Genomic DNA, 26,688 nt, shown 5'->3' on the forward strand with positions numbered 1-26,688 from the left:
ATGTCAACATATCTGGCGTTGACTTTTGGCACGCTGTTGAGTTCTCAAGGAACGGACACTTCCTTCGGACCGCCTTCCAGCGGACCCTCCGGGCGCTTCGCTCTTTCGTGTTCCCAGCTTATCAGAGGATTTTCGGCCCGTTTCACCGGGCGTTTTCCTTCGACTCGCTTTCGTCGCCCCTCTCGGCGCGACTCCGGAACTGTACGGGGCCCGGGGGCCCGCAAGCAAATCGCCTCCGCCCGGCTCACAACCGGGCGGAGGCGAGGTGCTCGGCTCAGCGGACCTCGGTGATCTCCGGGCCGCGGGCGAAGGGGTCCAGCGAGGCGCTGTAGCGCTGGTCGCCGCCCTCGGTGGGGGCGCCGTCGGCGACCATCTGGGCGTCCTCGGGAAGCTTCAGCACGATCGGGTCGCGCGGTGCCATCGGGGCCTCGCCGCGGACGACGACGGTCTGGCGGAAGATCTCCTCCAGGATGCCGGCCATCTCGGGCTGCACGGCGGCCTGCCCGGAGATCACACCGCGCAGGAACCAACGCGGGCCGTCGCAGCCGACGAACCGCACCAGCTGTGCGCCCTGGGTGCCGTCGGGCAGCTGGACGGGGACCTGGGCGCGGAGGTGCCAGCCGATCGGGCCCTCCTCCTCCTCGATGAGGCCGCCCTGCTGGGTGATGCCGTTGGCGATCTCCTCACGGACCTCGCCCCAGATGCCCTCGGACTTCGGAGCGGCGAACGCCTGGAGCTGGATCGCGCTGTTGCCGAGGACGAGCGTCGCGGCGACGATCGCGTCACCGGCGACCTCGACCCGGAGCTCCATGCCTTCGACCCCGGGGACCAGCAGACCCCCGAGGTCCACTCGTCCCTCCTCGGGCTTCTCGAGCTCGGAGAAGTCCCACGGGCCGTCCGGACGCGGTGCCGGCGGCAGTCCGACCCGGTCCGCCGGGTCGAGCTCGGTGTCGTTCTCGCTCTCGGCGGAACCTTCGACGTCATCGGCCGTCTCGTCGGCGCTGGTGGCGTCCTCGGCGAGCTGCTCGACAGCGTCCTCGCTCTTGTGGCGACGACGGAACACGGTCACTGTCCTTCCCGGTCCAGGACCGAATCCAAGACCGAAGCGAATACCTGCTCGACTACTGCGAGACCGCGGGCATGCTAGACCGCGGCGTGGCCGCCGGTCGACCCGAACCCGCCTTCGGCTCGCGCCGATCCGGGCAGCTCCCCGACCTCGTGGAAACTCGCCCGCTCGACCCGCTGGATGACCAGCTGGGCGATGCGGTCCCCTCGGCGGAAGCTGACGGCCTCGCGCGGGTCCAAGTTGACGACGATCACCTTGATCTCACCACGGTACCCGGCATCGACCGTCCCCGGGGCGTTCACGAGGGCAACTCCGCAACGAGCTGCGAGCCCCGACCGCGGGTGTACGAACGCCGCGTAACCGTCCGGAAGCGCAATGGCTACACCGGTGGGAAGAACGGCCCGCTCGCCGGGGGCGAGGTCGGCGTCGACGGTGGTGCGGAGGTCCGCGCCGGCGTCGCCGGGGTGCTCGTAGGCGGGCAGCGGGAGATCGGCGTCGATCCGCCTGATCAGGACGTCCACCGGCGGACGGGCGGTGCTGGTCACGGGTTCACCTCGAAGGCTCTGGCACGCTTGAACAGGTCCGGGTCGTCCAAGGCCTTCTTGATGTCCTCGGGACGACCGTGCGTGGTGAAGTGTTCCAGCTTCACCTGGATGAAGAGCGCCTGTGCCCGGATGGCGACCGGGCCGTCGGGGCCGTCGATGCGGCCCTCGGCCGCGCTGTACACCTTCCGCCCGTGCACACCGGTCACCCACGCGTGGATGTGCAGGACGCTGTCGACCGGCACCGGGCGGACGAAGTCGGTCTCCAGCCTGCCGGTCACGGCCGGGGCGTGCAGCAGCCAGTTCAGGGTGCCGAGGGTCTCGTCCATGGCCGTGGTGAGCAGGCCTCCGTGGGCGAGGCCGGGGCCGCCCTGGTGGACCGCCCGGACGGTGAAGGTCGCGTCCACCGTCAGCCCCTCGCCGGCGACCGCGCTGATCTGCAGGCCCTCGGGGCGCTGCGGCCCGCAGCCGAAGCAGAGGTCGTAGTGCGGACCGATCGGTGTGCCGGGCGCCGGCGCCCCGGGGGCGCGGGGCGGCAGCACGGCGTCGGCCGGGGGCGTCGTCGGAGTGAGGGGGGCGGGACGGGCCCCCTGCGTGTCGTCGGCGCTCTGCGGCGCCCGGGCGGAGGCGATGGAACCGGTCACGGCCGCGATGCTACCCGCGAGTAGCTTCCGATGGGGAGGGTCGGCGGCGGACCGGCGCCGGCGAGCGCCCACAATAGGGGCATGTACGACGAACGCCTCACGGTCCCGCGGTCCTGGTGGCTGCTCCCGCTCGTCACCGGGCTGTCCTTCGCCCTCGTCATGCTGCGGTTCAGCGCGATCGGGGCGCTGGTCGGCCTCGTCGTCGGCATCGCCGCGACCGCCGCCGCACTCAGCTCCTACGGCTCGGCCCGCATCCGGGTCGTCCAGGGGTCGCTGGTGGCCGGCCAGGCCCGCATCCCGGTCGACGCGCTCGGCGGCGCGGAGGTCCTCAACCCGGCCGAGGCGGTCGCCTGGCGCTCGGTGAAGGCCGACTCGCGGGCCTTCATGCTGCTGCGCAGCTACGTTCCGACGGCGCTGAAGGTGGAGGTCACCGACCCGGCCGACCCGACGCCGTACCTGTACCTGTCGACCCGCTCGCCGCAGAAGCTGGCGGAGGCGCTGCAGGGTGCCCACAGGGCCGCCCAGCGCTGAGCCGCGCCGGACGGGGCCTCCGTCGGCAGGTCCGGCCCGCAGGCGGAAAAGGGCCGGAAGTCGCCCACCGTTCGCTGCCCGCTTGCTTCCCTGGCCCGAGAGCCCCGGGTACCGGGCCCGGAGCGGCCCGGAAACGGAGGAGGGACGGATCCGCGTCCGCGGACCGTCCCAGCGCTCCTGTGGTCGCAGGCGCCCGACCTGCGGGTGCGGTCCCCCGAGGGGGCCGCGTCTGCTGCCTCCGGCCTTGCTGCCCAGGGCCGGCGGGGTGGCCTGCCGGGCCGACGGTGAGGCGTCGGACCCGAGCCATTCCGCACGGTGCTCAGGCGCCGCAGTCCCGGCAGATCGGCTGACCGTTCTTCTCGCTGTAGAGCTGGCTGCGGTGGTGCACCAGGAAGCAGCTCATGCAGGTGAACTCGTCGGCCTGGCGCGGCAGCACCCGGACCGACAGCTCCTCGTTCGAGAGGTCGGCGCCGGGGAGCTCCAGACCTTCGGCAGCGTCGAACTCGTCGATGTCGACCGAACCGGTCGTCTTCTCGTTCCGCCGCGCCTTCAGTTCCTCGATGCTGTCCTCGTTGAGGTCGTCATCGGTCTTGCGTGGGGTGTCGTAGTCCGTAGCCATGTTTCGCTCTCCCCCTTTGGGTGTGTGCGGTATCTCCAGCGCACGTAACGCGTGGGGGGTCGGTCTTGTGCCCGACCCGAGGCGGAGATTTTGCCTTACTTCAAGCCCCGTTACTCAATCGACACCCAGTTTCGGACCCGTTGGGGTGACCGAACGGGGCTCGAACGCATCGGGGCGGGGTCACCCGCCCGGGCCTGCAGGCCGACCGGAGCGGCTACCTTGGGTAGCAGCGGGAGGGTCGGCCGCTCGCCAATTCGCCCTGCAGACAGCAGGATTGGCGACAGATCGACAAATCCGCAGCGGCCGACGACGGTCACCGTGCGCCACCGCGCCCGGAGGCGCGGCGGTCACCGTGCGACGTCGGCCGAACGTGTCCGGCGACGCAGTGTGAGGTTGGTCACATCTCACGTCTTTCCGGAAAATCCTGACATTCCCGGTGCGGTCCGGGTAGGCCGCGGCGGCCTGCCGCGGCCCGGGCTCACTTGCGGTTGGCGGCCCTGCGGGCGAGCAGCGCGGCCTGCCGCTCGTCGAACTTCGTGGCCTGCGCGTCCAGGCCGTCCAGGAAGGCGCCGAGCAGCTCCTGGGCCTGCTGGCCGGAGGGGCCGAGGCCGGTGATCTCCATGACCTTCAGGTGGCGCAGCACGGGCTGCAGCACGTCGTCGTGGTGGATGCGCAGGTTGTAGACGCCGCCGATGGCGATCTGGGCGGCGGAACGCTCGAAGCCGGGCATGCCGTGACCGGGCATCCGGAAGTTGGTGACCACCTCGGCGATGGCGTTCATCGCCTCGTCCGGGGCGATCTCCAGGGCGGCCTTCAGCAGGTTCCGGTAGAAGACCATGTGCAGGTTCTCGTCGTTGGCGATCTTCGCCAGCAGCTGGTCGCACAGCGGGTCGCCGGAGTGGTGGCCGGTGTTGCGGTGGGCGATGCGGGTCGCGAGCTCCTGGAAGGCCACGTAGGCCACGGAGTGCAGCATGCTGTGCGCGTTGTCGGACTCGAAGCCCTCCGACATGTGCGCCATGCGGGCCCGCTCCAGCTCGACCGGGTCCACGGCGCGGGTGGCCAGCAGGTAGTCGCGGATGGCTATGCCGTGCCGGCCCTCCTCGGCCGTCCAGCGGTGCACCCAGGTGCCCCAGGCGCCCTCGCGGCCGAACATGGTGGCGATCTCGTGGTGGTAGCTGGGGAGGTTGTCCTCGGTCAGCAGGTTGACCACCAGGGAGATCCGCGCCAGCGGGGTCACCTTGGACTGGTCCGGCGCCCACGCCTCGCCGCCCAGCACGCCGTCGAAGTCCCGCCCCTGCCCCCACGGCACGTACTCGTGCGGCATCCACTCCTTGGCGACCTTCAGGTGCCGGTTCAGCTCGGTCTCGACGACCTCTTCGAGGGCCAGGATCAGCTTGGCGTCGGTCCATGCGGTCGACGCGGGCGGGGCGGTGCGCTGGACGGGGGCGATGGTCACGGCTGGTGCTCCTGTGGGCGGCGTCCGACGCGTCGGGCGATGGGGCCGACGGCTGCGGCGCGGACGGTGACGGAACGGGGACGGGGGCGGGCGGCACGAGCGCGGAGGCGGACGCGGCGGCCGTCCTGTTCGACCCAGCCTACGGCTGCGTAGGTTACGACACCGTAAGTTGTTCCGACGGCAAAAGACAAGCCGCCCCCTGCCAGCGCTTATGTCGTCTTGACACGGCCGGCAGGGGGCGGGGGCGGTGCGGACGATCGGTCCGCGCACGGAGTGACGGTGCGGTGACGGTCAGGGCCCGGGAATGCGCACCCGGATGGTCAGGCCTCCGCCGGGACGCGGCGTGGCCTCGATGGTGCCGCCGTGCGCGCGGACCACCGAGCGGACGATGGACAGGCCCAGGCCGACCCCCCTGTCACTGCGGGTGCGGTCGGCGCCCTTGACCCGGCGGAACGGCTCGAAGATGTGCTCCATCTCGTACCCGGGCACCACCGGGCCGGTGTTGGTCACGATCAGCTCGCCCACGCCGCCGGGGGCGGGCGTGGTGGAGATCTCCACCCAGCCGTCGGGGGCGTTGTAGCGCACCGCGTTCTGCAGCAGGTTGAGCGCGATCCGTTCCAGCAGGACGCCGTTGCCGGAGACGGTCACCGGGTTGAGCTCCGGGCGCAGCTCGACCTCCCGGGTGACCGCCTCGGGGCGCAGCTGCTCCAGGGCGCGCAGCGCCACCTCGGAGAGCTCGACCGGGCGGCGGTCGGTGATCTCGTTGTCGCTGCGGGCGAGCAGCAGCAGGCCCTCGACGAGCTGTTCGCTGCGCTCGTTGGTGGCGAGCAGGGTCTTGCCGAGCTGTTGCAGGTCGGGGGAGGCGGCCGGGTCGGAGAGCTGGACCTCCAGCAGGGTCCGGTTGATCGCCAGCGGCGTTCTCAGCTCGTGCGAGGCGTTGGCGACGAACCGGCGCTGGGAGTCGAAGGAGCGGTCGAGCCGGTCGAGCATGTCGTCGAAGGTGTCGGCGAGCTCCTTGAGCTCGTCGTCGGGGCCGTCGAGCTGGATCCGGCGGTGCAGGTCGCTGCCGGCCACCTCGCGGGCGGTGCGGGTGATCCGGCCGAGCGGGCGGAGCACCCGGCCGGCCATCGCGTAGCCGGCCGCGAAGGCGATCACGGCGAGGCAGATCAGGGCGGTGAGGGCCTTGCGCAGCAGGGTGTTGAGGGAGCGGTCGGCCTCGACGTCCTGGTAGTGGTCGAGCCAGCGGGTGAGCTCGCCCTGCGTGGTGATCACCTGGCCGTCGGGGGTGGTGATGGTGACGCCCTGGCCGAGCCGCAGGGCGGGCAGGGTGCCGCTCTGCATGGCCTCGCGGACGAAGTAGTACATCAGCAGCAGCAGGACGACGCCGGCCATGAGGAACATGCCGCCGTAGAGCAGGGTGAGCCTGATCCGGACGGTGGGGCGCAGCGACAGCCAGGCGAACAGGCCGTCGCCGGGGTGGTAGTGCTGCGTGGTGTTCCCCGGCGCGCTCGACGCGCCCGGCTGGGGGCGGGCGGGGCGCGGCGGGACGTGGCCCGGGCCGCCGGCGGGCGCGCCGGGGGCCCCGCCGACGGGGGGCGGGGTGGTCATGTCCTGTCCTCTCGGTGCTGCGGTGGCGGTGCCTGGTGGCGGTGCCGGTGCGGCTGGATCGGGGGCGGTGTCCGTTTTCTGGCCGGATTCCGCCGCTGCCGGGTGTCAGATGCGGTAGCCGGAGCCGGGCACGGTGACGATGACGGCCGGGTCGCCGAGCTTGCGGCGCAGTGTCATCACGGTGACCCGGACGACGTTGGTGAAGGGGTCGGTGTGCTCGTCCCAGGCCTTCTCCAGGAGCTGCTCGGCGGAGACGACGGCGCCGCCGGCGCGCATCAGGACCTCCAGGACGGCGAACTCCTTGGGAGCCAGCTGGACGGGCTTGCCGTCGCGGAGCACTTCGCGGCGGCCGGGGTCGAGGCTGATGCCGGCGCGCTCCAGGACGGGCGGCAGCGGGACGGTGGCACGGCGGCCCAGGGCCCGTACGCGGGCGACGAGTTCGCTGAAGGCGAACGGCTTGGGGAGGTAGTCGTCGGCGCCGATCTCCAGGCCCTCGACCCGGTCGCTGATGTCGCCGGAGGCGGTCAGCATGATGACGCGGGTGGCGAGGCCCTGCTCGACCACCCGGCGGCACACGTCGTCGCCGTGCACCAGCGGGAGGTCCCGGTCGAGGACCACCACGTCGTAGTCGTTGACGGCGATGCGCTGCAGGGCGGCCTCTCCGTCGTAGACGACGTCGACGGCCATGGCCTCGCGGCGCAGACCGGTGGCCACGGCCTCGGCGAGCAGCTGCTCGTCCTCGACGACGAGTACCCGCACGGTGGTTGTCCCTTCCTCGGAGCGGCCCCGCCGTGCTCCGCCCGTGCGGGCCGTGGGGCGCCGGGCGCGGAGCCGCGTCCAGGGACACGGCTCCGACGGTGCCTCCATCCTGCCTGGTCTTCGGATAAAGCAGCTGTAAGCTGCGGGCTCGGGCCGCCTCCACCCGGTTGACCAGGGGCGATGTTGGAGTTCGGGTGCCCGGGCACCGGCGGACCGAAAGCATTCCCTCCGGTTGGACTGTGACACCGGCAACTTTCTCGCGGTGGAGAGGTTTCCCGGGCGTGCGGTTGGGGAGGACAAGCTCACACCGCGATCGCGCCGTGCGCGGATCGCACCTACCCGCCGTGTGCTCATCCGCACCGGATCGGGGGATCGACGTCATCGGGAGCGGCCGCCGCGCCGTCTCCGCGCCCACCCGGGGCCGGCACCGTACCGACCGTGGGGCGTCCCGTGGCAGTGTCCACCGACCGGGGAGCATGCGGGCCCGTGCCCGTCCGACACAGCAAGGGGGCCGTATGGACGCCTTCACCGCCGGAATCCTGCAGCGCATACAGAACGCCGAGCAGGATCTCCACCGCGCTCTCGAGTCCGGGGACGAGTTCCTGGCCGAGGTCGAGCAGTCCGAGCTGGAGGACCTGCGTCGGCTGGCCGCCGACCACGGCATCGATCCGGTGCACGAGATGCACCGGTCGGCTGCCTGATCCCGGCCGCAGGACCGACACCCGCCCCGCCCCCGCGGGGCAACCGCACCACCAGGCGACACAGCAGGACGCATCCGCGAGCCCTGGCACCACCCGTGCCAGGGCCCTTCTGTACTCCGGACCTGTGCCCGAAGGGCCTGCCGCCGCCCCCTCGCGGGGCGGTGGCAGGCCCTTCGCCGTCTCTGCGGGACGCCTGCGGGGAATCAGCCGTGCCAGGCGCCGAGGGCGTCCAGACGGGCCTGCAGGGGCTCGAAGACGCCGGGGACGGACGCGACGGTGAGGTCGCCGTCGGCGGGCCGGCCGGGGCGGCCGCCGGCCAGGGCACCGGCCTCCCGGGCGATCAGCAGGCCGGCCGCCATGTCCCAGGGCTTGAGGCCGCGTTCGTAGAAGGCGTCGACCCGGCCGGCGGCGAGGTCGCACAGGTCGACGGCGGCGGCGCCGGCCCGGCGGATGTCGCGGACCTCGGGCATCAGGGCGAGCAGCACCTCGGCCTGGTGGACGCGTTCGGCCTGCACGTAGTTGAAGCCGGTGGCGATCAGCGCCTGCCCCCACGGCGGGGCGGGGCGCACCGCGAGCGGGCGGCCGTCGAGGTCGGCGCCGGCGCCGCGGACGGCCCGGAAGAGCTCGCCGCGGGCGGGCACCGCGACCACGCCGACGACGGCCTCGCCGTCCAGCTCGGCGGCCACGCTGACGCCCCAGGAGGGCAGCCCGTACAGGTAGTTGACGGTGCCGTCGAGCGGGTCGACGACCCAGCGGACGCCGCTGGTGCCGGGCCGGTCGGTGCCCTCCTCGCCGAGGTAGCCGTCCTCGGGGCGGCGGGTGGCGATCAGCTCCTGGACGAGCTTCTCGGAGGCGAGGTCCATCTCGGTGACCACGTCGACCGGGCTGGACTTGGTGGCGGCGACGCCGAGGTCGGCCGGGCGGCCGCGGTGCAGCAGTTCACCGGCGGCGCGGGCGGCCTCCTCGGCGACGGCGAGCAGTTCGGCCAGCAGCGGGTCGGTCGGCACGGTGCCGGTCACGCGGGGTCCTCCGGGGTTCGGGGTGCGGGTCACTGTTCGGCGGCGGCGGGCCGCGGGGCGCGCGGGTTGGGGCAGCAGGCCGCGGCGCAGACGTCGTGGCTGGGACCGAGGGTGCCGAGGGCGCGGCGTTCGGCGGCGGCGCCGCGCTCGACGGCGGCGCGCTCCAGGACGAGTTCGCGCACGGCGGCGGCGAACCGCGGGTCGGCGCCGACGGTGGCGGCCCGGGCGACCGGCAGGCCGAGCTCGGCGGCCTTGGCGGCGGCCTCGGTGTCGAGGTCGTACTTGACCTCCATGTGGTCGGAGACGAAGCCGATCGGCACCATCACCGCCGCGGGCGCGCCGTCGGCGTGGAGCTCCTCCAGCCGGTCGCAGATGTCGGGCTCCAGCCACGGGACGTGCGGGGCGCCGGAGCGGCTCTGGTAGACGAGCTCCCAGGGGCGGTCGGCGGTGCCGGTGGCGGCCGCGACGGCCTGGGCGACCAGGCGGGCGACGTCGAGGTGCTGGGCGACGTAGGCGCCGCCGGGCGTGCCGCGGGCCGGGTCGTCGGGGGCGCCGGAGCTGTCGGCCATCGCGTTCGGGATGGAGTGCGTGGTGAACACCAGGTGGGCGCCGTCGCGGACGTCCTCGGGCAGCGAGGCGAGCGCGGCGAGGGTGGCGTCGATCACCGGCTCGACGAAGCCCGGGTGGTTGTAGAAGTGCCGGAGCTTGTCGACGCGCAGCGCGGGCAGGCCGTCGCGGGCGAGTCCGGCGAGCGCGTCGGCGAGGTTCTCGCGGTACTGGCGGCAGCCGGAGTATCCGGCGTAGGCGCTGGTGGCGAGGGTGAGCACCCGGCGGTGGCCGTCGGCGGCGATCTCCTTCAGGGCGTCGGCCAGGTAGGGCGCCCAGTTCCGGTTGCCCCAGTAGACCGGCAGGTCGAGGCCGTGGTCGGCGAAGTCCTTGCGCAGCGCGGCGAGCAGGTCGCGGTTCTGCTCGTTGATCGGGCTGACCCCGCCGAAGAGGAAGTAGTGCTTGCCCACCTCGGCGAGGCGTTCCTTGGGGATGCCGCGGCCGCGGGTGACGTTCTCCAGGAACGGGACGACGTCCTCCGGTCCCTCCGGGCCGCCGAAGGAGAGCAGCAGCAGCGCGTCGTAGGGCTTGTGGTCGGTGGGGGTGCGCGAGTCGGACATGGCTCCGATCCTGCCACCCGGCGGTGTCCGGGCCGTTGCGGCCCACCCGTCCGCCGGAAATCCCTTCGCGGGCGTCGCGGGGCGGTTCGTAAGCTGTCGTTACGATCGACGTTCCTTACGCACCATTCCCCGGAGCACCCGTGCTGTCCAGCTACCGCCAGATCTTCGCCGCGCCCGGCAGTCTGGCCTTCTCGTCCAGCGGCTTCGTGTCGCGCCTGCCGATCTCGATGACCGGCATCGGCATCGCCACGATGCTCGCCCAGCTGCAGGGCTCCTACGGGATCGCGGGCGCGGTCTACGCGACCCTCGCGGTCTCCGCGGCGGTGCTGGGCCCGCAGGTGTCCCGGCTGGTCGACCGGTACGGGCAGCGCCGGGCGGCCCTCCCGGCGACCGCGCTGACCATGGCGGCCGCGGCGCTGCTGCTGGCCTGTGCCCGGCTCGGCGCCCCGACCTGGACGCTGTTCGTGGCCGCGGCCGGCATGGGCGTCATGCCGAGCACCGGTTCGATGGTGCGGGCCCGCTGGGCCCACCTCTACAGCGACCGGCCGGAGCGGCTGCACACCGCGTACTCCTTCGAGGCGGTGATGGACGAGGTCTGCTTCATCGTCGGGCCGATCCTGTCGATCGGGCTGGCCACCTCGGTGTTCCCGGAGGCGGGCGTGGCGCTGGCGGGCGTCTTCCTGCTGGTCGGTGTGGTGTGGTTCACCGCGCAGCGCTCCACCGAGCCGCCGCTCCACCCGGCGGCCCACCGCGAGGGCGGTTCGGCGCTCCGGTCGGCCGGCCTGCAGGTGCTGGTGGTGACCTTCGTCGCCACCGGCGCGATCTTCGGGGCGGTCGAGGTGGTCACCGTGGCCTTCGCCGAGGCGCAGGGGCACACCGCCGCGTCCAGCCTGGTGCTCGCGGTGTACGCGCTGGGCTCCTGCCTGGCCGGCGTGGTCTTCGGCACGCTGCGGCCGCGCGGCTCGATGGCCGGGCGGTTCCTCGGCGGGGTCGGCGCGATGGCGGTCGGCATCCTGCCGCTGGTGCTGGTGGCCTCCCTGCTGCACGGCACCGCCGGCCTGGTCGGCATCGGCGCTGCGCTGTTCCTCTCCGGGCTGTCCATCTCCCCCACGATGATCACCGCGATGGCCCTGGTCGAGCGGCTCGTCCCGGCGGCGAAGCTCACCGAGGGGATGACCTGGACGACCACCGGGCTGGCGCTCGGCGTGGCCCTCGGCTCCTCGCTGGCCGGCTGGGTGGTGGACGCCGCGGGCGCCGCCACCGCCTACTGGGTGCCGGTGGCGGCCGCGCTGTTCGCCGCCCTCGCCGCGCTCGCCGGGCTGCCCCGGTTGCGCGGCGGGCTGCACGTGCCCGAGCCGGAGCCGGTGGGCACCGCCGCGGGTCGGTGAGCAGGGCCGGGCGGGTCCGTCGGGGCATTTACCGGGAGCGGCCGAGTGACTACGCTCACCCTACCCACTGGTAGTTCGTGAGCAGGAGGCACTCGGCATGCCCCACGGCACCACCCCCGGCACTTGGACCAACTGGGCCGGCAACCAGACCGCCCGGCCCGCCCGGACGGTCGCGCCCGGCTCCGCCGAGGAGATCGCCGACACCGTGCGCCGGGCCGCCGAGCGGGGGCAGCGGGTCAAGGCCGTCGGGTCGGGCCACTCCTTCACCGCGATCGCCTCGTCCGGCGACGCGGTTCTCGTCCGCCCGGACGCCCTGACCGCCGTCCGCTCGCTCGACCGGGAGGCCGGCACGGTCACCGTCGAGGCCGGCCTGCCGCTCGCCCGGCTGAACCGGCTGCTGGCCGCCGCCGGGCTCTCCCTCACCAACATGGGCGACATCGAGGTGCAGACCGTCGCCGGCGCGACCAGCACCGGCACCCACGGCACCGGCCGCGACTCGGGCTCGCTGGCCGCGCAGATCCGCGCGGTGGAGATCGTCCTCGCCGACGGCAGCATCCAGCAGTGCTCCCCCACCGAGAACCCGGAGCTCTTCCGGGGCGCCCGGCTCGGCCTCGGCGCACTCGGCGTGGTCAGTGCGCTGACCTTCGCCGTCGAGCCGGCCTTCCTGCTGACCGCCCACGAGAAGCCGATGCCCTTCGGGGCGGTGGTCGACGGCTTCGAGGACCTCGCGGCCGTCAACGAGCACTTCGAGTTCTACTGGTTCCCGCACACCGACCTGTGCACCACCAAGCGCAACAACCGCACCACCGGCCCGGCCGCGCCGCTGCCGAGGTTCAAGGCCTGGCTGGACGACGACTTCCTGTCCAACACCGTCTGGGAGGGCGCCTGCCGCATCGGCCGGCGCTTCCCCGCCGCGATCCCCGCCATCGCCCAGGTCGCCGGCCGCGCCTGGAGCGAGCGCACCTACACCGACACCGCGTACAAGGTGTTCACCAGCCCGCGCCGGGTGCGCTTCATCGAGATGGAGTACGCGGTGCCGCGCGAGGCGGCGACCACCGTGCTGCGCGAGCTGAAGGCGCTGGTGGAGCGCTCCGACTGGCGGATCAGCTTCCCGGTCGAGGTGCGGGTGGCGCCCGCCGACGACCTGTGGCTGTCCACCGCGAGCGGCCGGGACAGCGTGTACATCGCCGTCCACCTCTACCGGGGCACCGCCGAGAGCGGCTACTTCACCGAGGTGGAGCGCCTCATGACGGCGCACCAGGGCCGCCCGCACTGGGGGAAGCTGCACACCCGCGACGCCGAGTACCTCGCCGGTGTGTACCCGCACTTCGGCGACTTCACGGCGCTGCGCGAGAAGGTCGACCCGGATCGGGTGTTCACCAACGACTACCTCCGCCGGGTGCTGGGGGACTGACGCCGCGTCGGAAGCAGTTCCCTCGGTCACACGCCGGAGATTCGAACAATTCTGTCCATTGTGCTCGGCCGGGGACACAACGGGCGAAAATCCGGTTCGGCGCAGTCGATATATGTGAAGATGATCACCGTTCGGCGATCGCGGAGCGCTCTCCGGTGTGGCCGCTCTTGAGATTCCGGTGAATCGCGGGAGACTTGAGCGGCGAGCCGCCCCGCTGGGTGCCACGAATGGAGTACTGTTCGTTGGGCCTGAGCCTTCGGCGTTCCTGTTGACTGCCCGTCTGACAGCGGACGAGGGGCCCGGGCGCGACGTCGACCGGCGACGTGGCGAACAGGCAACCGTGCCACAGCGGCGTGCCCGGGCTGGAGCCCGACACGCCGGGTAACTCAGCAAGGTTGTGGCCAGTCGCAGGCGGGCAGGCCACACTCAGTACGGGAGCAGCGACGCAGGTGACGTCGGCAGGCACCACCCGGGAGGTAACCGTGCCCGAACTGCGCGTCGTGGCCGTCAGCAACGACGGCACACGGCTGGTGCTCAAGGCTGCCGACAGCACGGAGTACACCCTCCCCATCGACGAGCGGCTGCGCGCCGCCGTCCGCGGCGACCGGCCGCGCCTCGGCCAGATCGAGATCGAGGTCGAGAGCCACCTGCGGCCCCGTGACATCCAGGCCCGGATACGAGCCGGTGCCTCCGCCGAGGAGGTCGCACAGGCGGCGGGGATCTCCGTCGAGCGCGTCCGGCGCTTCGAGGGCCCGGTGCTGGCCGAGCGGGCCTTCATGGCCGAGCGCGCCCGCAAGACCGCCATCCGCCGGCACGGCGAGTCCACCGGCCCGCAGCTCGGCGAGGCCGTCGCCGAGCGGCTGACCCTGCGCGCCGCCGAGAAGGACACCGAGCGGTGGGACTCCTGGCGCCGCGACGACGGCACCTGGGAGGTCATCCTCAGCTACCGCGCGGACGGCGAACACCGCCGCGCCAGCTGGACGTACGACCCGCCCCGCCGCCTGGTGCAGCCCAACGACGACGAGGCGCGCGCCCTGATCGGCGAGAACGTCGACCGCGACGAGGACTCGGTCTTCCCGTTCATCCCGCGGATCGCGCGGCTCCCCCAGGAGCGGCCGGCCCGCGCGATGATCGAGCGGCCCTCCGCCGACCGGATCATGTCCGGCCGGGAGGTCCGCGAGGCCAGGGAGGCGTCCGCGGAGAACCGCGACTCACTGACCAGCCTGCTCGACGTCGTGCCCGCCTACCGCGGCGACCTGGCGATCGGCCCCGCGCCGGAGCCGGTGCCCGCCGTCGAGGAGCCGGAGGAGGCCGAGGAGCCGGCCGCCCCCGCCGCCAGCGTCGGCGCCGGATCGGCGTACGCGGACATCCTCATGCCGCGGGCCGTCGCCCCGCACCGGGAGCGGCTGGTCGGCACCACCGACCGGCAGGCCGAGGCCGACGGCGTCCGCCCCGGCCGCCGGGCCACCGTGCCCAGCTGGGACGAGATCGTCTTCGGCAGCCGCCGCAAGAAGCAGGAGTAACCGGACACGGCCCGAGGGGCGGTCACCCGTGCGGGTGACCGCCCCTCGGGCTGTCCTTCGGCGGCGCACGGGTACCCGTCAGCCGCCCGGGTGTCCTAGCCCGGCAGTGCCCCGGTTGCCGCCGGGCGGGCCGGATCGCCCGACCACTCGCTCCAGGAGCCCGGGTACAGCGTCGCACCCGTGATGCCCGCGCTCTCCAGCGCCAGCAGCTCGTGCGCCGCCGTCACCCCCGAACCGCAGTACACGCCGAGCGGCACCGACCCGTCCGCGCCCAGCGCGGCGAACCGGGCCGCCAGCTCGGCCGGGCTGCGGAACAGCCCGTCCGCACCCACGTTGTCCGCCGTCGGCGCCGACACCGCACCGGGGACGTGGCCCGCCCGCGGATCGATCGGCTCCACCTCGCCCCGGTAGCGCTCGCCCGCCCGCGCGTCCAGCAGCACCCCGGAACGCGCCAGCGCCGCCGCCTGCTCCGCGTCCACCGTCGGCAGGCCGCCCGGCACCGGCTCGAAATCGCCCGCCCCGTCCGCCGGTTGCTCCGTCGACACGGCCAGCCCGGCCGCCCGCCACGCGGCCAGACCGCCGTCCAGCACCCGCACGTCGCCGTGGCCCGCCCAGCGCAGCAGCCACCACCCGCGGGCCGCCGACATCGCCGGCCCCGCGTCGTACACCACCACCGGGCGGTCCGCGTCCACACCCGCGCGGCGCAGCGCCGCCGCCAGGACCTCGAGGTCCGGCAGCGGATGGCGGCCGGCCGGACCGGGCGGGGCGGCGAGCTCGGTGTCCAGGTCCACGTAGTGCGCGCCCGGCAGGTGCCCGGCCGCGTACTCGCCGGCCCCGGGCGGGCCGCCGAGCTGCCAGCGAACATCGAGCAGGACGGGCGGCCGCGGGCCGTCCAGGGCCGCGGCGAGCTCGCCGACGGAGATCAGCGGGGACGTACCCGAAGAGGTCATACCGCCATTGTCGCAAGCCCCGGGCGCGCGCTGTCGACGGCGCGTCAGCCCCCGTCAGCCCTCGAAGGGCAGCACGTCCGGGGAGAGCACCGAGGCACGGGCCGTCGCCGCGGTCAGCCGGCGCCGGTGGTGGCGGCGGCACAGCACCTCGTAGCCGATCTGGTCCTCGGAGACCGCCACGTCGCCCACCACCACCTGGGCGCCCTCCACCACCATCACCCCGCCCACCGTGCGGGCGTTGTGGGTGGCCCGGGCCCCGCACCAGCAGAGCGCCTCCACCTGCAGCACCTCCACCCGGTCGGCGAGCTCGATCAGGCGCTGCGAACCGGGGAAGAGCTTCGTCCGGAAGTCCGTGGTGATGCCGAACGTGTAGACGTCAATGCCGAGTTCGTCGACCACCCGGGCCAGCTGGTCGATCTGCTCCGCGGAGAAGAACTGCGCCTCGTCGCAGATCAGGTAGTCGGCCTTGCCGCCCGCCGACAGCAGGTGCACCACGTGCGCCTGGAAGTCGAAGTCGTCGGTCACCTCCACCGCGTCCGCCCGCAGGCCGAGCCGGCTGGAGATCGTCGCCGCACCGGCCCGGTCGTGCCGGGTGAAGATGATGCCCTGCCGGCCGCGCGCCGCATGGTTGTGGTCCATCTGCAGCGCCAGCGTCGACTTGCCGCAGTCCATCGTGCCCGAGAAGAACACCAGTTCAGCCATGGGTGGGGCAGGGGCCTTTCGGTCGGGGAGGAAATCGGTGCGCGGGAATCAGGTACGGACGTCGAGCAGCGGCACCAGCTGCTCCACCGGGGTCATCGAGCCGTGCAGCCCGATCATCGACGACTCCCCCGGCTCACTGCGCGAGGCGATCACCGCGACGTCGTCACGGGCCGCGGCCACCACGTCGCCGATCCGCCGGTACACCCGCTCGTCCACCACGGGACCGAACCAGCCCGCCGCGATCGCCTGGTCCCGGGTCGCCACCCACATCCGGTCGCCGAGCACCTCGCTCCACACCGTGTGGACGTCCGCCGCCGCCCCCGGCACCGCGTACACGTGCCGGGCCCGGCCCTCGCCGCCCAGCAGCGCCACCCCCGCCGACAGCTCCCAGTCCTCGTCGAAGTCGACCCGGTCCTCCGGCGCGATGTCGATCATGCCGTGGTCCGCCGTGACGTACAGCGCCGACCGCGGCGGCAGCTGCTCGGCCAGCCGCTTCACCAGCCGGTCCACCGTGTTCAGCGTCATCCGCCACTCGTCCGAGTCCACGCCGAACCGGTGCCCCGCACCGTCGAGTTCGCTCACGTACGTGTACACCAGCGCCCGGTCGTGCTCGCCCAGCCAGCGCGCCGCGAGATCCATCCGCTCCTCGCCGGTCGTCCGGCCCAGGAACGTGCCCCCCGACAACGCCACCTGCGTCAACGGCGTCTGCGCGAACAACGGCGACGACACCTGCGCCGTCGCCACCCCCGCCCGGTCCGCCAGCTCGAACACCGTCGGATACGGCTGCCACTCCCGCGGCGGCACCGGCGGCTGCCAGCGCAGCTGGTTCATCAGCTCGTTCCGGCCCGGAATCCGCACCGTGTACCCGGCCAGGCCGTGCACGCCCGGCGTCAGGCCCGTCCCCACCGAGGCCAGCGACGTCGCCGTCGTCGACGGGAACCCCGACGTGATCGGACTCGCCCCCGCCGTCAACGACGTCAGGAACGGCGCGTACTCCGGATGCCTCCGGATCAGCTCCCACCCCATGCCGTCCACCAGGAACACGCACACCCGGTCCGCGGGCTCCAGCAGCAGCCCGCTCTCGAAACCGGGCACGCCGAGCCCCGCCGCCACCGCGGGCAGCAGGTCCGCCAGCGAACCGCAGCCGTACGCGGGCGCCGGAGCGTCCGAAGGATCAAGGATCTCGAAAGCGTCATAACCGAGCATGCAGCGGCGGCCTCAGACCCGGGTGGCGGTGGTCGCCTCGGACAGCGCCCGCGCGAACACCAGGGCCTGCGCCACCGTCTCCGGGCCGTCCCCCGCCTCGCTCACCCGCAGCGACAGGTCGTCCGCCGTCGCCGAACCCGTGTACCCGTGGTCCGCGTCGCAGTTCGGATCCGAACAGCCCGCCGGCTCCAGGTCCAGCCGCTGAACCGCACCCCAGCCGATCGTCAACACCACCTCACGCGGCAGCGTCCCCGGCGTGTACGTCTCCGGATTCGCCACCATCCTGCTCAGCACGACCGAATTGATCCGGTCCAGCCGGACGCTCTCGGTCGACGTCGTCGCGTACGGCACCGGCGTCGCCGCATCGCCGTTCTGCTCGTCGGTGTGGCTGACCACGAAACGCGAAGGGGTCAGCACCAGCACGGTGACATGCCGCCGAACCTCGTTCGCGTCGAACGTCGTCTCCTGGTGCACCAGGTAGGAGGTGATCGGCTCGGGGCCCACCGCGGACTCCACGGCCTCGGACACCAGGGCCGGGTAGTAGCCGCTGCGCTCGATCGCGGAACGCAGGTCCTGCGTGGTGGTGGTACCGGTCTTGGCCATGTCTCCATCCTGGCATGTCCCGCCGACGAAGCGGGCGGCACTGCGCCGAGCTTCCGAGCCCGTCTGCCGGGCCCGCCCTGCGGGGGCTGGTCAGCGCCGCCGACCGGCGCAGCCAAGCAAGGCTACAGGCTGCTCATCGCGCGCGGTCCCAGATCCGTCCGCACCGGCAGCGGCGCGATCCGCACCACCGCCCCCAGCACCGCCAGCCCCTGCGGCGCCACCACCACCGGCTCCAGATCCACCGACGCCACCTCCGGCAGATCGTCCACCAGCCGCGACACCCGCAGCAGCAGCTCCTCCAGCGCCCCTGTGTCCACCGGGTCCGCCCCCCGCCACCCGAACAGCAGCGGAGCCGCCCGCACCTCCCGGATCAGCCCCGCCACGTCCCGGTCCGTCGCCGGCACCAGCCGGTGCGCCACGTCCCCCAGCAGCTCCGCCGGGGCCCCCGCCAGGCCGAAGCTCAGGATCGCGCCCACCGCCGGGTCGACCGTCGCCCCGATCACCGTGTCCACGCCCCGCGGCGCCAGCTCCTGCACCACCGGCCGGGCCTGCGCCGCCCCGCCCAGCAGCGCGTCCAGCTCCCGGAACGCCCGGCGCAGCCCCTCCTCGCCGGTCAGGTCCAGTCGCACACTGCCCAGGTCGGGCCGGTGCCGCAGATGGTCCGCCGTCGCCTTCAGCGCCACCGGATACCCCAGCCGCGCCGCCGCCCGCACCGCCGACTCCTCGTCCGGTGCCGCCAGCACCGGGCGCACCGCGATCCCGTAGCAGGCCAGCAGCGCCTCGGCGTCCCCCTCCGGCAGCGTGATCCGCGCGCCGCCCGGCTGCGTCCGCGCCGCCACCCCCTGACGCGAGCTCAGCGCCTCCTCCACCAGCGCCCGCGCCCGCCCCTCGTCGATCCCCTCCAGCTCGGGAATCCGCGCCGTCCGCTCCGCCTCCGCGCTCCGCTCCCGCCACTGCGCGTAGTGCACCGCATGCGCCAGGGCACGCACCGCCCGCTCCGGAGCCGGGAACGACGGGATCCGACCCGACCGCAACCGCTCCGCCAGCCCGCCCAGCGCCAGGTGCGCCAGCAGCAGCGGCTTGCCCAGCTCCCGCGCCCGCACCCCCGCGTCCAGCAGCGCAGCCGCGATCTCCGGCTCGTCCTCCGGCAGCTCCCGCTCCGGTTCCGGCGCCCCCTGCACCCCGATCGGCGGGATCGCCACCGCGATCACCGCATCGACCGCCGGATCGCCCAGCGCGGTGTCCAGCGCGATCCGGAAGTTCTCCCCCGTCGCCGCCGTCGTCAGGTCCACCGGCGACCGCGGCCGCAGACCGCTCCCCAGGCACGCGTCGTACGTCAGCAGACCCAGCGAGTCCGAATTGCCCACCACCGCGACCCGGTCCCCGGCCGGCAGCGGCTGCCCCGCCAGCAGCTCCCCCGTGTCGAACAGGTCCGTGATCGTCTCCACCCGCACCACACCGGCCTGCTCGAACAGCGCGTCCACCGTCGCGTCCTTCAACCGGCTCGCCGCCGGCTGCACCGCGTGCCCCGGCGGCAGACTCCCCGTGTGCCGCGCACCCTTCACCACCACCACCGGCTTCGACGCCGCCAGCCGCCGGGCGATCCGGGTGAACTTCCGCGGATTCCCGAACGACTCCATGTACATCAGCACCACCTCGGTGGCGGCGTCCTCCTCCCAGTACTGCAACAGGTCGTTGCCCGACACGTCCGCCCGGTTCCCCACCGACGCGAACGACGACACCCCGAGCCCCCGCCGGTGCGCCGCCTCCAGCAGCGCCACCCCGATCGCCCCGGACTGGCAGAACACCCCGAACGGGCCGCGGGCCGGCAGCACCGGTGCCAGCGAGGCGTTCAAGGGCCGCTCCGGATCGGTCGACACCAGGCCGAACGCGTTCGGCCCCACCACCCGCATCCCCGCCGCCCGCGCCTGCCGCACCAGTGCCCGCTGCCGGTCCCGCCCCTCCGGGCCGGTCTCCGCGTAGCCGGCCGTCACCACCACCAGGCCCTGCACGCCGTGCGCGCCGCAGTCCGCCACCGCGGCCGGCACCGCGGGCTCCGGCACCGCGATCAGGGCCAGGTCCACCGGTCCGGGAATGTCCAACAGGGACCGGTGGGTCGCCACCCCGTCCAGCACCGTGCCCTCCGGGGCGCTGCGGTTCACCGCGTACAGCTCGCCCCGGAAGCCCGCCAGACTCCGCAGCAGCCCCCGCCCCACCGACAGCGGGCTGCGCGACACCCCGACCACCGCCACCGACCTCGGCGTCAGCAGCCGCTGCACCGAGCGCGCCTCCGCCCGGTGCTCGCGGCCCCGCATCACCGCCAGCGAGGCCGCCGTCGGCTCCAGGTCGAACTCCAGGTGCACCACGCCGTCGGCGAAGCTGCGGTGCTGGGTGTAGCCGGCGTCCGTGAAGACCTTCACCATCTTGCGGTTCTCCGGGAGCACCTCCGCGGTGAACCGGCGGATGCCGCGCTCCTGGGCGACCGCCGCGATGTGCTCCAGCAGCGCCGAGGCGACCCCGCGGCCCTGGTGGGCGTCCTGCACCAGGAAGGCCACCTCGGCGTCCGTCCCGGTGGTCGAGGGGCGGCCGTCCTTGTCGATCCGGTCGTAGCGGACGGTGGCGATGATGCCGTCCCGCACCACCGCGGCCAGGCCGACCCGGTTCACGTAGTCGTGGTGGGTGAACCGGCGGACGTCCTTGTCGGACAGCCGCGGGTACGGGGCGAAGAAGCGGAAGTACTTCGACTGGTCGGAGACCTGGTCGTAGAACTCGACCAGCCGCTCGGCGTCGGCCGGCGTGATCGGCCTGATCCGGGCCGCGCCGCCGTCGCGCAGCAGGACGTCGGCCTCCCAGTGCTGCGGGTAGCCGGTCTCGTCGGCCTGGTCGGTGCGGGGTTCCGTCCCGGATTCGTCCACAACCGCCAGGTTATCCGGGGCGGGCCGCGGCGAGCCGCACGGCGGGTACGGCGCCGCCGGGGCGAAGGTGGGAGTGCCCGGTGGCGCACCGTTCCGGACGTGCGGCGGACGTGCGACACTGGTCTAGACAACTGGCTCCACCCAGCACCACCGAAAGGCACGTCCCATGGCAGAGCGCCGCGTCACCGTCGGTTGGGCCGAAGGCCTCCACGCCCGTCCCGCCTCCATCTTCGTCCGCGCCGTCACCTCCACGGGCGTGCCCGTCACCATCGCCAAGGACGGCGGCGCCCCCGTGAACGCCGGCTCGATGCTCGGCCTCCTCGCCCTCGGCGCCGCGGGCGGCGACACCGTGATCCTGGCCTCCGACGCCGACGGCGCCGACCAGGCCCTCGACCGCCTCGCCAAGCTCGTCCAGGAAGGCCTCGACGAGCTCCCCGCCGCCTGACCGCGACCCACGACGAAGGGGTGCACCACGGCGTTCCCGCCGGGTGCACCCCTTCGTCCGTCTCCCGTTCGGCTAGAAGACCGACCAGCCGGTCGCCGTGGTCAGCGCGTCCAGGGCCGCGACCCCCAGCACCGAGTTCCCCGCCGCGTCCAGGCCCGGACTCCACACGCACACCGAGCCCCGGCCCGGCAGCACCGCGAGCACGCCCCCGCCGACGCCGCTCTTGCCCGGCAGGCCCACCCGGTACGCGAACTCCCCCGCCGCGTCGTACGTGCCGCAGGTCAGCAGCACCGCATTGATCCGCTTCGCCTCGCTCCGGGTGAGCAGCCGGGAGCCGTCCACCCGCACCCCGTGCCGCGCCAGGAACAGCCCCGCCAGCGCCAGGTCCCGGCAGCTCGCCGAGATCGCGCAGTGCGCGTAGTAGTGCGCCAGCACACTGTCCACCGGGTTGCGCAGATTCCCGTAGCTCGCCATGAAGTGCGCCATCGCCGCGTTCCGGTGGCCGTGCCGCGCCTCGGAGGCCGCCACCGCGTCGTCCGTGGCCACCGACCCGTTCCCGGACTCCTGCCGCAGGAACTCCCGCACCGCCCCCACCGCATCGCCCGTCAGCTCCAGCAGACGGTCCGTCACCACCAGCGCACCGGCGTTGATGAACGGATTGCGCGGAATCCCGTGCTCGGTCTCCAGCTGCACCAGCGAGTTGAACGGATTCCCGGACGGCTCCCGGCCCACCCCGCGCCACAGCGCCTCGCCGCCCTCCGCCAGGGCGAGCGCCAACGTGAACAGCTTCGAGACCGACTGGATCGAGAACGGCTCCTCCCAGGAGCCCACCCCGAACACACCGCCGTCCACCGTCGCGATCGCCATCCCGAACGCCTCCGGATCGGCCTGCGCCAGCGCCGGAATGTAGTCCGCCGCCCGCCCGCGCGCCGGCGCCCCGAGGGCGGCCTCCATCGATTCCCGCAGAAGTCCCTGGTAGTCCACGCGGCCATTGTGTCCCCGCCCGCCCGCACCACCCCGCCCGGGTTCGATGCGGCGGGACCGGGGAAGGCCGGAGTGCGCTTCCCGCGCACCCCGGCCTGAGTTCAGCCCTTCACGCAGACGACCTGCTTGAGGTGGGCGACCACCTCGACCAGGTCGCGCTGCTGGTCCATCACCTTCTCGATGGACTTGTACGCACCCGGGATCTCGTCGACGACGCCCGAGTCCTTGCGGCACTCCACGCCCTTGGTCTGCTCGACCAGGTCGCGCGTGGTGAACCGCTTCTTGGCGGCGGTGCGGCTCATCTTGCGGCCGGCGCCGTGCGAGGCCGAGTTGAACGCGGCGTCGTTGCCGAGACCGCGGACGATGTACGAACCGGTGCCCATCGAACCCGGGATGATCCCGTAGTCGCCGGAGCCGGCCCGGATCGCGCCCTTGCGGGTGACCAGCAGGTCGACGCCGTCGTACCGCTCCTCCGCCACGTAGTTGTGGTGGCAGCTGATCATCTGGTCGAAGGCCACCTTCGCCTTCGGGAACTCCCGCCGGACGACGTCCTGGAACAGCGCCATCATCACCGCACGGTTGCGCTTCGCGTAGTCCTGCGCCCAGAACAGGTCCTGGCGGTAGGCGTTCATCTGCGGGGTGTCCGAGATGAACACCGCGAGGTCGCGGTCGATCAGGCCCTGGTTGTGCGGCAGCGACCGGGCGACGCCCATGTGGTGCTCGGCGAGCTCCTTGCCGATGTTGCGCGATCCGGAGTGCAGCATCAGCCACACCGAACCGGACATGTCCACACATACCTCAACAAAGTGATTCCCGGATCCGAGCGACCCCATCTGCTGGGCGGCCCGCTCGCGCTTCCAGCGGACCTCCGGGGCGATGCCGTCGAAGCCGTCCCAGAAGCGGTCCCAGCCGCCGGCGGCCAGCCCGTGCAGCTTGCCCGGGTCGACCGGGTCGGTGTGCAGGCCGCGGCCGACCGGGATGGCCTGCTCGATCTTGGAGCGGAGCCGGGACAGGTCGTCCGGCAGGTCCTTCGCGGTGAGCGAGGTCTTGACCGCGGTCATTCCGCAGCCGATGTCCACGCCGACCGCGGCCGGGCAGACGGCGCCCTTCATGGCGATCACGGAGCCGACGGTCGCGCCCTTGCCCAGGTGGACGTCCGGCATGACGGCGAGGCCGTGCAGCCACGGGAGCGAGCTGATGTTGCGCAGCTGCTGCATGGCCTGGCCCTCGACGGTGGCCGGGTCGGTCCACATCCGGATGGGCACGCGGACGCCGGGTACCTCGGTGTACGACATGGTGATTCGACCTCCACAGGTCGCTTGTTTCCAGCGTAGGGGGGTGCCGCGCAACTGGTCCCGGTGCGGCTCGGGGAAGTCCGTGTGACCGCGCTCAGGCGGCGGAACAGCCGGAGGACGGTCGTGGGGAGCGTCGATGGCCGCGCTCGACCCGCATGGTGACCGCCTCCTCTCGCGCTGTGTCCGGTGCGGCCGCGGTGTGCGGCAGCGGGAGTATCTACCCACGCGGGCCGACTTCGGCGCAATGCAATAAACGCGAGGGCCCGGCGTAGCTGATGCTCCGCCGGGCCCGGGGTGCCGTACGTCAGTTGGCGACGACGGTGACCTCTCCGATGCCGAGGTCGCGGACGGCGTCGCCGATGACGGCGGCGTCGCCGACGAGCACGGTGACCAGGCGGTCCGGCGGGAAGGCGGCGACGACGGCCTCGGTGGCGGCCTCGGTGCCGAGCTCGGCGAGCTGGCGGTAGACCTCGGCCTGGTAGTCGTCGGGCAGGTTCTGCTCGACCTGGTCGGCGAGGGTGGCGGCGACCGAGCCGGCCGTCTCGTACTTGAGCGGGGCGACGCCGACCAGGAACTGCACGGCCTCGTCGCGCTCGGCGTCGGTGAGGCCCTCGGCGGCGAGGGTGCGCAGGATGGTCCAGGTGTCGGCGAGGGCCGGGGCGGTGGAGGCGGTGTCGACGGAGCCGCTGATCGCGAGCAGGGCGCGGCCGGTGCCGTCGGCGGCGGAGCGCAGCGGCTGGGCGAAGGCGCGGACGCCGTAGGTGTAGCCCTTCTCCTCGCGCAGGACGCGGTCGAGGCGGGAGGTGAGGGTGCCGCCGAGGCAGTAGGTGCCGAGGATCTGGGCGGCCCAGGTGGGGTCGTGGCGGTCGGGGCCGATGCGGCCGATGAGGAGCTGGGTCTGGACGGAGCCGGGCCGGTCGACGATGATCACGCGGCCCTTGTCGTCGGCGGTGACGGGGGCGTGGGCGGCGGCCTCGGCGGTTTCGGCGGTCCAGGTGCCGAGGGTGCTCTCGAGGAGGGCGGGGAGGTCGGTGCCGGTGAGGTCGCCGACGACGACGGCGGTGGTGGTGGAGGGCCGGACGTGGGCCCGGTAGAAGGCGTCGACCGCGGTGCGGTCGATGGTGCGGACGGTGTCCGTGGTGCCGCTGCGGGGGCGGGAGAGCCGGTCGGTGGCGTCGAAGAGGGTGGCGTAGAGGGCCTTGGCGGCGCGCCGGGCGGGGTTGGCGAGTTCGTGGGTGATCTCGTCGAGGCGGTTGGCGACGAGGCGTTCGATCTCGTCCTCGGGGAGGGCGGGGGCGCGGAGGGCGTCGGCGAGGAGGGTGAGGCCGCGTTCGAGCCGGGAGGCGGGGACTTCGAGGCTGACGCGGATGGCGGGGTGGTCGGCGTGGGCGTCGAGGGTGGCGCCGGCGCGTTCGAGTTCGGCGGCGAACTCCTCGGCGGTGTGGTGCTCGGTGCCTTCGTTGAGGGCGCGGGCGAGGATGTTGGCGACGCCGTCGAGGCCGGTGGGTTCGGCGGCGAGGGGGGCGTCGAGGACGAGGTCGACGGCGACGAGCTGCTGGCCGGGGCGGTGGCAGTGCAGGACGGTGATGCCGTTGCCGAGGGTGAGCCGCTGGGGTGCCGGGAACGCCCAGGGGGTGGCGGTGCCGGCGGTGGGCTGGGGGTGGAAGGTCATCGGGGTGGTCACGCGGCCGTCTCCTGCTCGGTGGTGTCGTCGGCGTCGGGGCCGGTGGTGGTGGGCTCGTAGGCGAGGACGGCCCGGTTCTCGGGGTGGAGGCGGGCGGCGGCGACGGCGCGGACTTCTTCGGCGGTGATGTCGAGGACCTTGGGGAGGGCCTCGTTGACGAGCTTGGGGTCCCCGAAGAGGACGGCGTAGCGGCAGAGTTCGTCGGCGCGGCCGGCGACGGTGGTGAGGCGGTCGAGCCATTCGCGCTCGATCTGGGCCTGGGCCCGTTCGAGTTCTTCGGGGGTGGGGCCTTCGGCGGCGAAGCGGGCGAGCTCTTCGTCGACGGCGGTGTCGATGGCGTCGAGGGTGGCGTCGCCGCTGGTCTTGACGTCGAGCCAGCCGAGGCTGGGGGCGCCGGCGAGGCGCAGCAGGCCGAAGCCGGCGGTGACGGCGGTGCGGTCGCGGCGGACGAGCCGGTTGTAGAGGCGGCTGGATTCGCCGCTGCCGAGGATGGTGAGGGCGAGGTCGGCGGCGTCGGCCTCGCGGGTGCCGTCGTGGGGGAGGCGGTAGGCGGCCATGAGGGCGCGGCTGGGGACGTCCTCCTCGACGAGTTCGCGCAGTTCGCGGCCGATGGTGTCGGGGAGGGTGCCGTCGCGCGGGGGCTGCTTGCCGTTGTGGGCGGGGATGGTGCCGAAGTACTTCTCGACCCAGGCGATGGTCTGTTCGGGGTCGAGGTCGCCGACGATGGCGAGGACGGCGTTGTTGGGGGCGTAGTAGGTGCGGAAGAAGGCGCGGGCGTCCTCGAGGGTGGCGGCGTCGAGGTCGGCCATGGAGCCGATGGGGGTGTGGTGGTAGGGGTGGCCGTCGGGGAAGCTGAGGGCGGTGAGCTTCTCGAAGGCGGTGCCGTAGGGGACGTTGTCGTAGCGCTGGCGGCGCTCGTTCTTGACGACGTCGCGCTGGTTCTCCATGGAGGTGTCGTCGAGCGCGTCGAGGAGGGAGCCCATCCGGTCGGCCTCGAGCCAGAGGGCGAGTTCGAGCTGGTGGGCGGGCATGGTCTCGAAGTAGTTGGTGCGCTCGAAGCTGGTGGTGCCGTTGAGCGAGCCGCCGGCGCCCTGGACGAGTTCGAAGTGGCCGTTGTTGGAGACGTTGCGGCTGCCCTGGAACATCAGGTGCTCGAAGAGGTGGGCGAGGCCGGTGCGGCCCTTGACCTCGTGGCGGGAGCCGACGTCGTACCAGAGGCAGACGGCGGTGACCGGGGTGAGGTGGTCCTCGGAGAGCACCACGCGCAGGCCGTTGGCCAGGCGGTGTTCGGTGATGGCGAGGCCTCGGTGGGAGGCGGGGGCCGGCTGGGCCATGCGCTGTGGGTCCTTCCCTGGTGGTTGTGCAGGTCGGGGGCTGTGTGCGTGTCCCCATTGTGGTGCAACGCGCGGGGGCCCGGGATGTGTCCGCGCTCGTGGGGCGTTCGCCAGGGGCGGACGCGGCGGGGTGT

23 protein-coding genes and 1 pseudogene are annotated in these 26,688 nt (G+C 73.2%); 6 read left to right on the top strand and 18 right to left on the bottom strand.

Annotated elements, in window-relative coordinates; all coding sequences use genetic code 11:
* Positions 1-274 precede the first annotated feature (274 nt).
* The 3 genes and pseudogenes from AB0M03_RS11005 to AB0M03_RS11015 form a co-directional block, all read right to left on the bottom strand.
* Positions 275-1,063: a DUF3710 domain-containing protein gene (locus AB0M03_RS11005; protein WP_363490808.1), complete on the bottom strand. Its 789-nt coding sequence runs from the start codon at positions 1,061-1,063 to the stop codon at positions 275-277.
* Positions 1,064-1,146: 83 nt separating this feature from the next.
* A pseudogene (gene dut / locus AB0M03_RS11010) lies at positions 1,147-1,611 on the bottom strand (dUTP diphosphatase); the annotation flags it as partial.
* Positions 1,608-2,150 (bottom strand): PaaI family thioesterase, encoded by a 543-nt coding sequence (locus AB0M03_RS11015; RefSeq protein WP_363491003.1) that lies wholly within the window; start codon positions 2,148-2,150, stop codon positions 1,608-1,610. The gene AB0M03_RS11015 and the pseudogene dut, both read right to left, overlap by 4 nt.
* 183 nt (positions 2,151-2,333) lie before the next feature.
* Between AB0M03_RS11015 and AB0M03_RS11020 the strand changes: the two genes are divergently transcribed.
* Positions 2,334-2,783, top strand: coding sequence for a DUF3093 domain-containing protein (locus AB0M03_RS11020; RefSeq protein ID WP_363490810.1), 450 nt, complete (start codon positions 2,334-2,336; stop codon positions 2,781-2,783).
* Between the two features lie 319 nt (positions 2,784-3,102).
* On the opposite strand, the gene AB0M03_RS11025 is transcribed toward AB0M03_RS11020, so the two are convergent.
* The 4 genes from AB0M03_RS11025 to AB0M03_RS11040 all read right to left on the bottom strand — a co-directional run bounded on the left by AB0M03_RS11025 (position 3,103) and on the right by AB0M03_RS11040 (position 7,225).
* The gene (locus AB0M03_RS11025) at positions 3,103-3,402 is read right to left on the bottom strand and encodes a DUF4193 domain-containing protein (protein ID WP_030277357.1); all 300 of its coding nucleotides are present in this window, start codon (positions 3,400-3,402) and stop codon (positions 3,103-3,105) included.
* Between the two features lie 478 nt (positions 3,403-3,880).
* Positions 3,881-4,858 carry an acyl-ACP desaturase gene (locus AB0M03_RS11030; protein ID WP_363490812.1) on the bottom strand — a complete coding sequence of 326 codons (978 nt, stop codon included), beginning with the start codon at positions 4,856-4,858 and terminating at the stop codon, positions 3,881-3,883.
* Between the two features lie 291 nt (positions 4,859-5,149).
* Positions 5,150-6,466: a HAMP domain-containing sensor histidine kinase gene (locus AB0M03_RS11035; protein ID WP_363490814.1), complete on the bottom strand. Its 1,317-nt coding sequence runs from the start codon at positions 6,464-6,466 to the stop codon at positions 5,150-5,152.
* Positions 6,467-6,571: 105 nt separating this feature from the next.
* Positions 6,572-7,225, bottom strand: a complete 654-nt coding sequence (locus AB0M03_RS11040) for a response regulator transcription factor (RefSeq protein ID WP_030277361.1) — start codon at positions 7,223-7,225, stop codon at positions 6,572-6,574.
* Positions 7,226-7,740: 515 nt separating this feature from the next.
* Here AB0M03_RS11040 and AB0M03_RS11045 point away from each other — a divergent pair.
* Positions 7,741-7,926, top strand: coding sequence for a hypothetical protein (locus AB0M03_RS11045; RefSeq protein ID WP_363490817.1), 186 nt, complete (start codon positions 7,741-7,743; stop codon positions 7,924-7,926).
* Between the two features lie 203 nt (positions 7,927-8,129).
* On the opposite strand, the gene AB0M03_RS11050 is transcribed toward AB0M03_RS11045, so the two are convergent.
* Both AB0M03_RS11050 and AB0M03_RS11055 read right to left on the bottom strand, forming a co-directional pair.
* Positions 8,130-8,945, bottom strand: a complete 816-nt coding sequence (locus AB0M03_RS11050) for an inositol monophosphatase family protein (protein ID WP_363490819.1) — start codon at positions 8,943-8,945, stop codon at positions 8,130-8,132.
* A gap of 29 nt (positions 8,946-8,974) precedes the next feature.
* On the bottom strand, positions 8,975-10,111 hold the full coding sequence (locus tag AB0M03_RS11055; RefSeq protein ID WP_363490821.1) for a ferrochelatase: 1,137 nt from the start codon (positions 10,109-10,111) through the stop codon (positions 8,975-8,977).
* Between the two features lie 140 nt (positions 10,112-10,251).
* Here AB0M03_RS11055 and AB0M03_RS11060 point away from each other — a divergent pair, with 140 nt between their 5' ends.
* From AB0M03_RS11060 to sepH, 3 genes are all read left to right on the top strand, one after another.
* Positions 10,252-11,499 carry an MFS transporter gene (locus AB0M03_RS11060; RefSeq protein WP_363490823.1) on the top strand — a complete coding sequence of 416 codons (1,248 nt, stop codon included), beginning with the start codon at positions 10,252-10,254 and terminating at the stop codon, positions 11,497-11,499.
* Between the two features lie 97 nt (positions 11,500-11,596).
* Positions 11,597-12,913: a D-arabinono-1,4-lactone oxidase gene (locus AB0M03_RS11065; RefSeq protein ID WP_363490825.1), complete on the top strand. Its 1,317-nt coding sequence runs from the start codon at positions 11,597-11,599 to the stop codon at positions 12,911-12,913.
* Between the two features lie 449 nt (positions 12,914-13,362).
* Entirely contained in the window at positions 13,363-14,436 is a 1,074-nt protein-coding gene (gene sepH, locus AB0M03_RS11070) for a septation protein SepH (RefSeq protein ID WP_363490827.1), read from the top strand.
* 95 nt (positions 14,437-14,531) lie between these two features.
* Here the strand turns inward: sepH and AB0M03_RS11075 are convergent, their stop codons facing one another.
* From AB0M03_RS11075 to AB0M03_RS11095, 5 genes are all read right to left on the bottom strand, one after another.
* Complete coding sequence (locus AB0M03_RS11075) at positions 14,532-15,386, bottom strand: sulfurtransferase (protein ID WP_363490829.1); 855 nt, start codon at positions 15,384-15,386, stop codon at positions 14,532-14,534.
* Between the two features lie 54 nt (positions 15,387-15,440).
* The gene (locus tag AB0M03_RS11080) at positions 15,441-16,088 is read right to left on the bottom strand and encodes a thymidine kinase (protein ID WP_363490831.1); all 648 of its coding nucleotides are present in this window, start codon (positions 16,086-16,088) and stop codon (positions 15,441-15,443) included.
* A gap of 48 nt (positions 16,089-16,136) precedes the next feature.
* Positions 16,137-17,294: a nucleotide pyrophosphatase/phosphodiesterase family protein gene (locus tag AB0M03_RS11085; protein ID WP_363490833.1), complete on the bottom strand. Its 1,158-nt coding sequence runs from the start codon at positions 17,292-17,294 to the stop codon at positions 16,137-16,139.
* Positions 17,295-17,306: 12 nt separating this feature from the next.
* Positions 17,307-17,897, bottom strand: coding sequence for a DUF5998 family protein (locus AB0M03_RS11090; protein ID WP_363490835.1), 591 nt, complete (start codon positions 17,895-17,897; stop codon positions 17,307-17,309).
* 122 nt (positions 17,898-18,019) lie between these two features.
* The gene (locus tag AB0M03_RS11095; RefSeq protein WP_363490837.1) at positions 18,020-20,812 is read right to left on the bottom strand and encodes a GNAT family N-acetyltransferase; all 2,793 of its coding nucleotides are present in this window, start codon (positions 20,810-20,812) and stop codon (positions 18,020-18,022) included.
* A gap of 166 nt (positions 20,813-20,978) precedes the next feature.
* On the opposite strand from AB0M03_RS11095, the gene AB0M03_RS11100 reads away from it, so the two are divergent.
* Entirely contained in the window at positions 20,979-21,257 is a 279-nt protein-coding gene (locus AB0M03_RS11100; RefSeq protein ID WP_363490839.1) for an HPr family phosphocarrier protein, read from the top strand.
* A 72-nt stretch (positions 21,258-21,329) separates the two neighbouring features.
* Here the strand turns inward: AB0M03_RS11100 and AB0M03_RS11105 are convergent, their stop codons facing one another.
* The 4 genes from AB0M03_RS11105 to AB0M03_RS11120 form a co-directional block, all read right to left on the bottom strand.
* The gene (locus AB0M03_RS11105) at positions 21,330-22,241 is read right to left on the bottom strand and encodes a glutaminase (protein WP_363490841.1); all 912 of its coding nucleotides are present in this window, start codon (positions 22,239-22,241) and stop codon (positions 21,330-21,332) included.
* Positions 22,242-22,342: 101 nt separating this feature from the next.
* Entirely contained in the window at positions 22,343-23,536 is a 1,194-nt protein-coding gene (locus AB0M03_RS11110) for an RtcB family protein (RefSeq protein WP_363490843.1), read from the bottom strand.
* Positions 23,537-23,840: 304 nt separating this feature from the next.
* The gene (locus AB0M03_RS11115) at positions 23,841-25,208 is read right to left on the bottom strand and encodes a pitrilysin family protein (RefSeq protein WP_363491005.1); all 1,368 of its coding nucleotides are present in this window, start codon (positions 25,206-25,208) and stop codon (positions 23,841-23,843) included.
* An 8-nt stretch (positions 25,209-25,216) separates the two neighbouring features.
* Positions 25,217-26,554: a pitrilysin family protein gene (locus tag AB0M03_RS11120; RefSeq protein WP_363490845.1), complete on the bottom strand. Its 1,338-nt coding sequence runs from the start codon at positions 26,552-26,554 to the stop codon at positions 25,217-25,219.
* Positions 26,555-26,688 lie beyond the last annotated feature (134 nt).

Origin of the sequence: Kitasatospora sp. NPDC051914 (assembly GCF_040680995.1) — a bacterium.
Classification (GTDB): domain Bacteria; phylum Actinomycetota; class Actinomycetes; order Streptomycetales; family Streptomycetaceae; genus Kitasatospora.

Excerpts from the sequence above, each read along its gene's own strand:
- AB0M03_RS11020 (WP_363490810.1), top strand. The coding sequence starts at position 2,334 with ATGTACGACGAACGCCTCACGGTCCCGCGGTCCTGGTGGCTGCTCCCG.
- AB0M03_RS11025 (WP_030277357.1), bottom strand. The coding sequence starts at position 3,402 with ATGGCTACGGACTACGACACCCCACGCAAGACCGATGACGACCTCAAC.
- AB0M03_RS11035 (WP_363490814.1), bottom strand. The coding sequence starts at position 6,466 with ATGACCACCCCGCCCCCCGTCGGCGGGGCCCCCGGCGCGCCCGCCGGC.
- AB0M03_RS11045 (WP_363490817.1), top strand. The coding sequence starts at position 7,741 with ATGGACGCCTTCACCGCCGGAATCCTGCAGCGCATACAGAACGCCGAG.
- AB0M03_RS11055 (WP_363490821.1), bottom strand. The coding sequence starts at position 10,111 with ATGTCCGACTCGCGCACCCCCACCGACCACAAGCCCTACGACGCGCTG.
- AB0M03_RS11065 (WP_363490825.1), top strand. The coding sequence starts at position 11,597 with ATGCCCCACGGCACCACCCCCGGCACTTGGACCAACTGGGCCGGCAAC.
- AB0M03_RS11075 (WP_363490829.1), bottom strand. The coding sequence starts at position 15,386 with ATGACCTCTTCGGGTACGTCCCCGCTGATCTCCGTCGGCGAGCTCGCC.
- AB0M03_RS11080 (WP_363490831.1), bottom strand. The coding sequence starts at position 16,088 with ATGGCTGAACTGGTGTTCTTCTCGGGCACGATGGACTGCGGCAAGTCG.
- AB0M03_RS11085 (WP_363490833.1), bottom strand. The coding sequence starts at position 17,294 with ATGCTCGGTTATGACGCTTTCGAGATCCTTGATCCTTCGGACGCTCCG.
- AB0M03_RS11090 (WP_363490835.1), bottom strand. The coding sequence starts at position 17,897 with ATGGCCAAGACCGGTACCACCACCACGCAGGACCTGCGTTCCGCGATC.
- AB0M03_RS11100 (WP_363490839.1), top strand. The coding sequence starts at position 20,979 with ATGGCAGAGCGCCGCGTCACCGTCGGTTGGGCCGAAGGCCTCCACGCC.
- AB0M03_RS11110 (WP_363490843.1), bottom strand. The coding sequence starts at position 23,536 with ATGTCGTACACCGAGGTACCCGGCGTCCGCGTGCCCATCCGGATGTGG.
- AB0M03_RS11115 (WP_363491005.1), bottom strand. The coding sequence starts at position 25,208 with ATGACCTTCCACCCCCAGCCCACCGCCGGCACCGCCACCCCCTGGGCG.
- AB0M03_RS11120 (WP_363490845.1), bottom strand. The coding sequence starts at position 26,554 with ATGGCCCAGCCGGCCCCCGCCTCCCACCGAGGCCTCGCCATCACCGAA.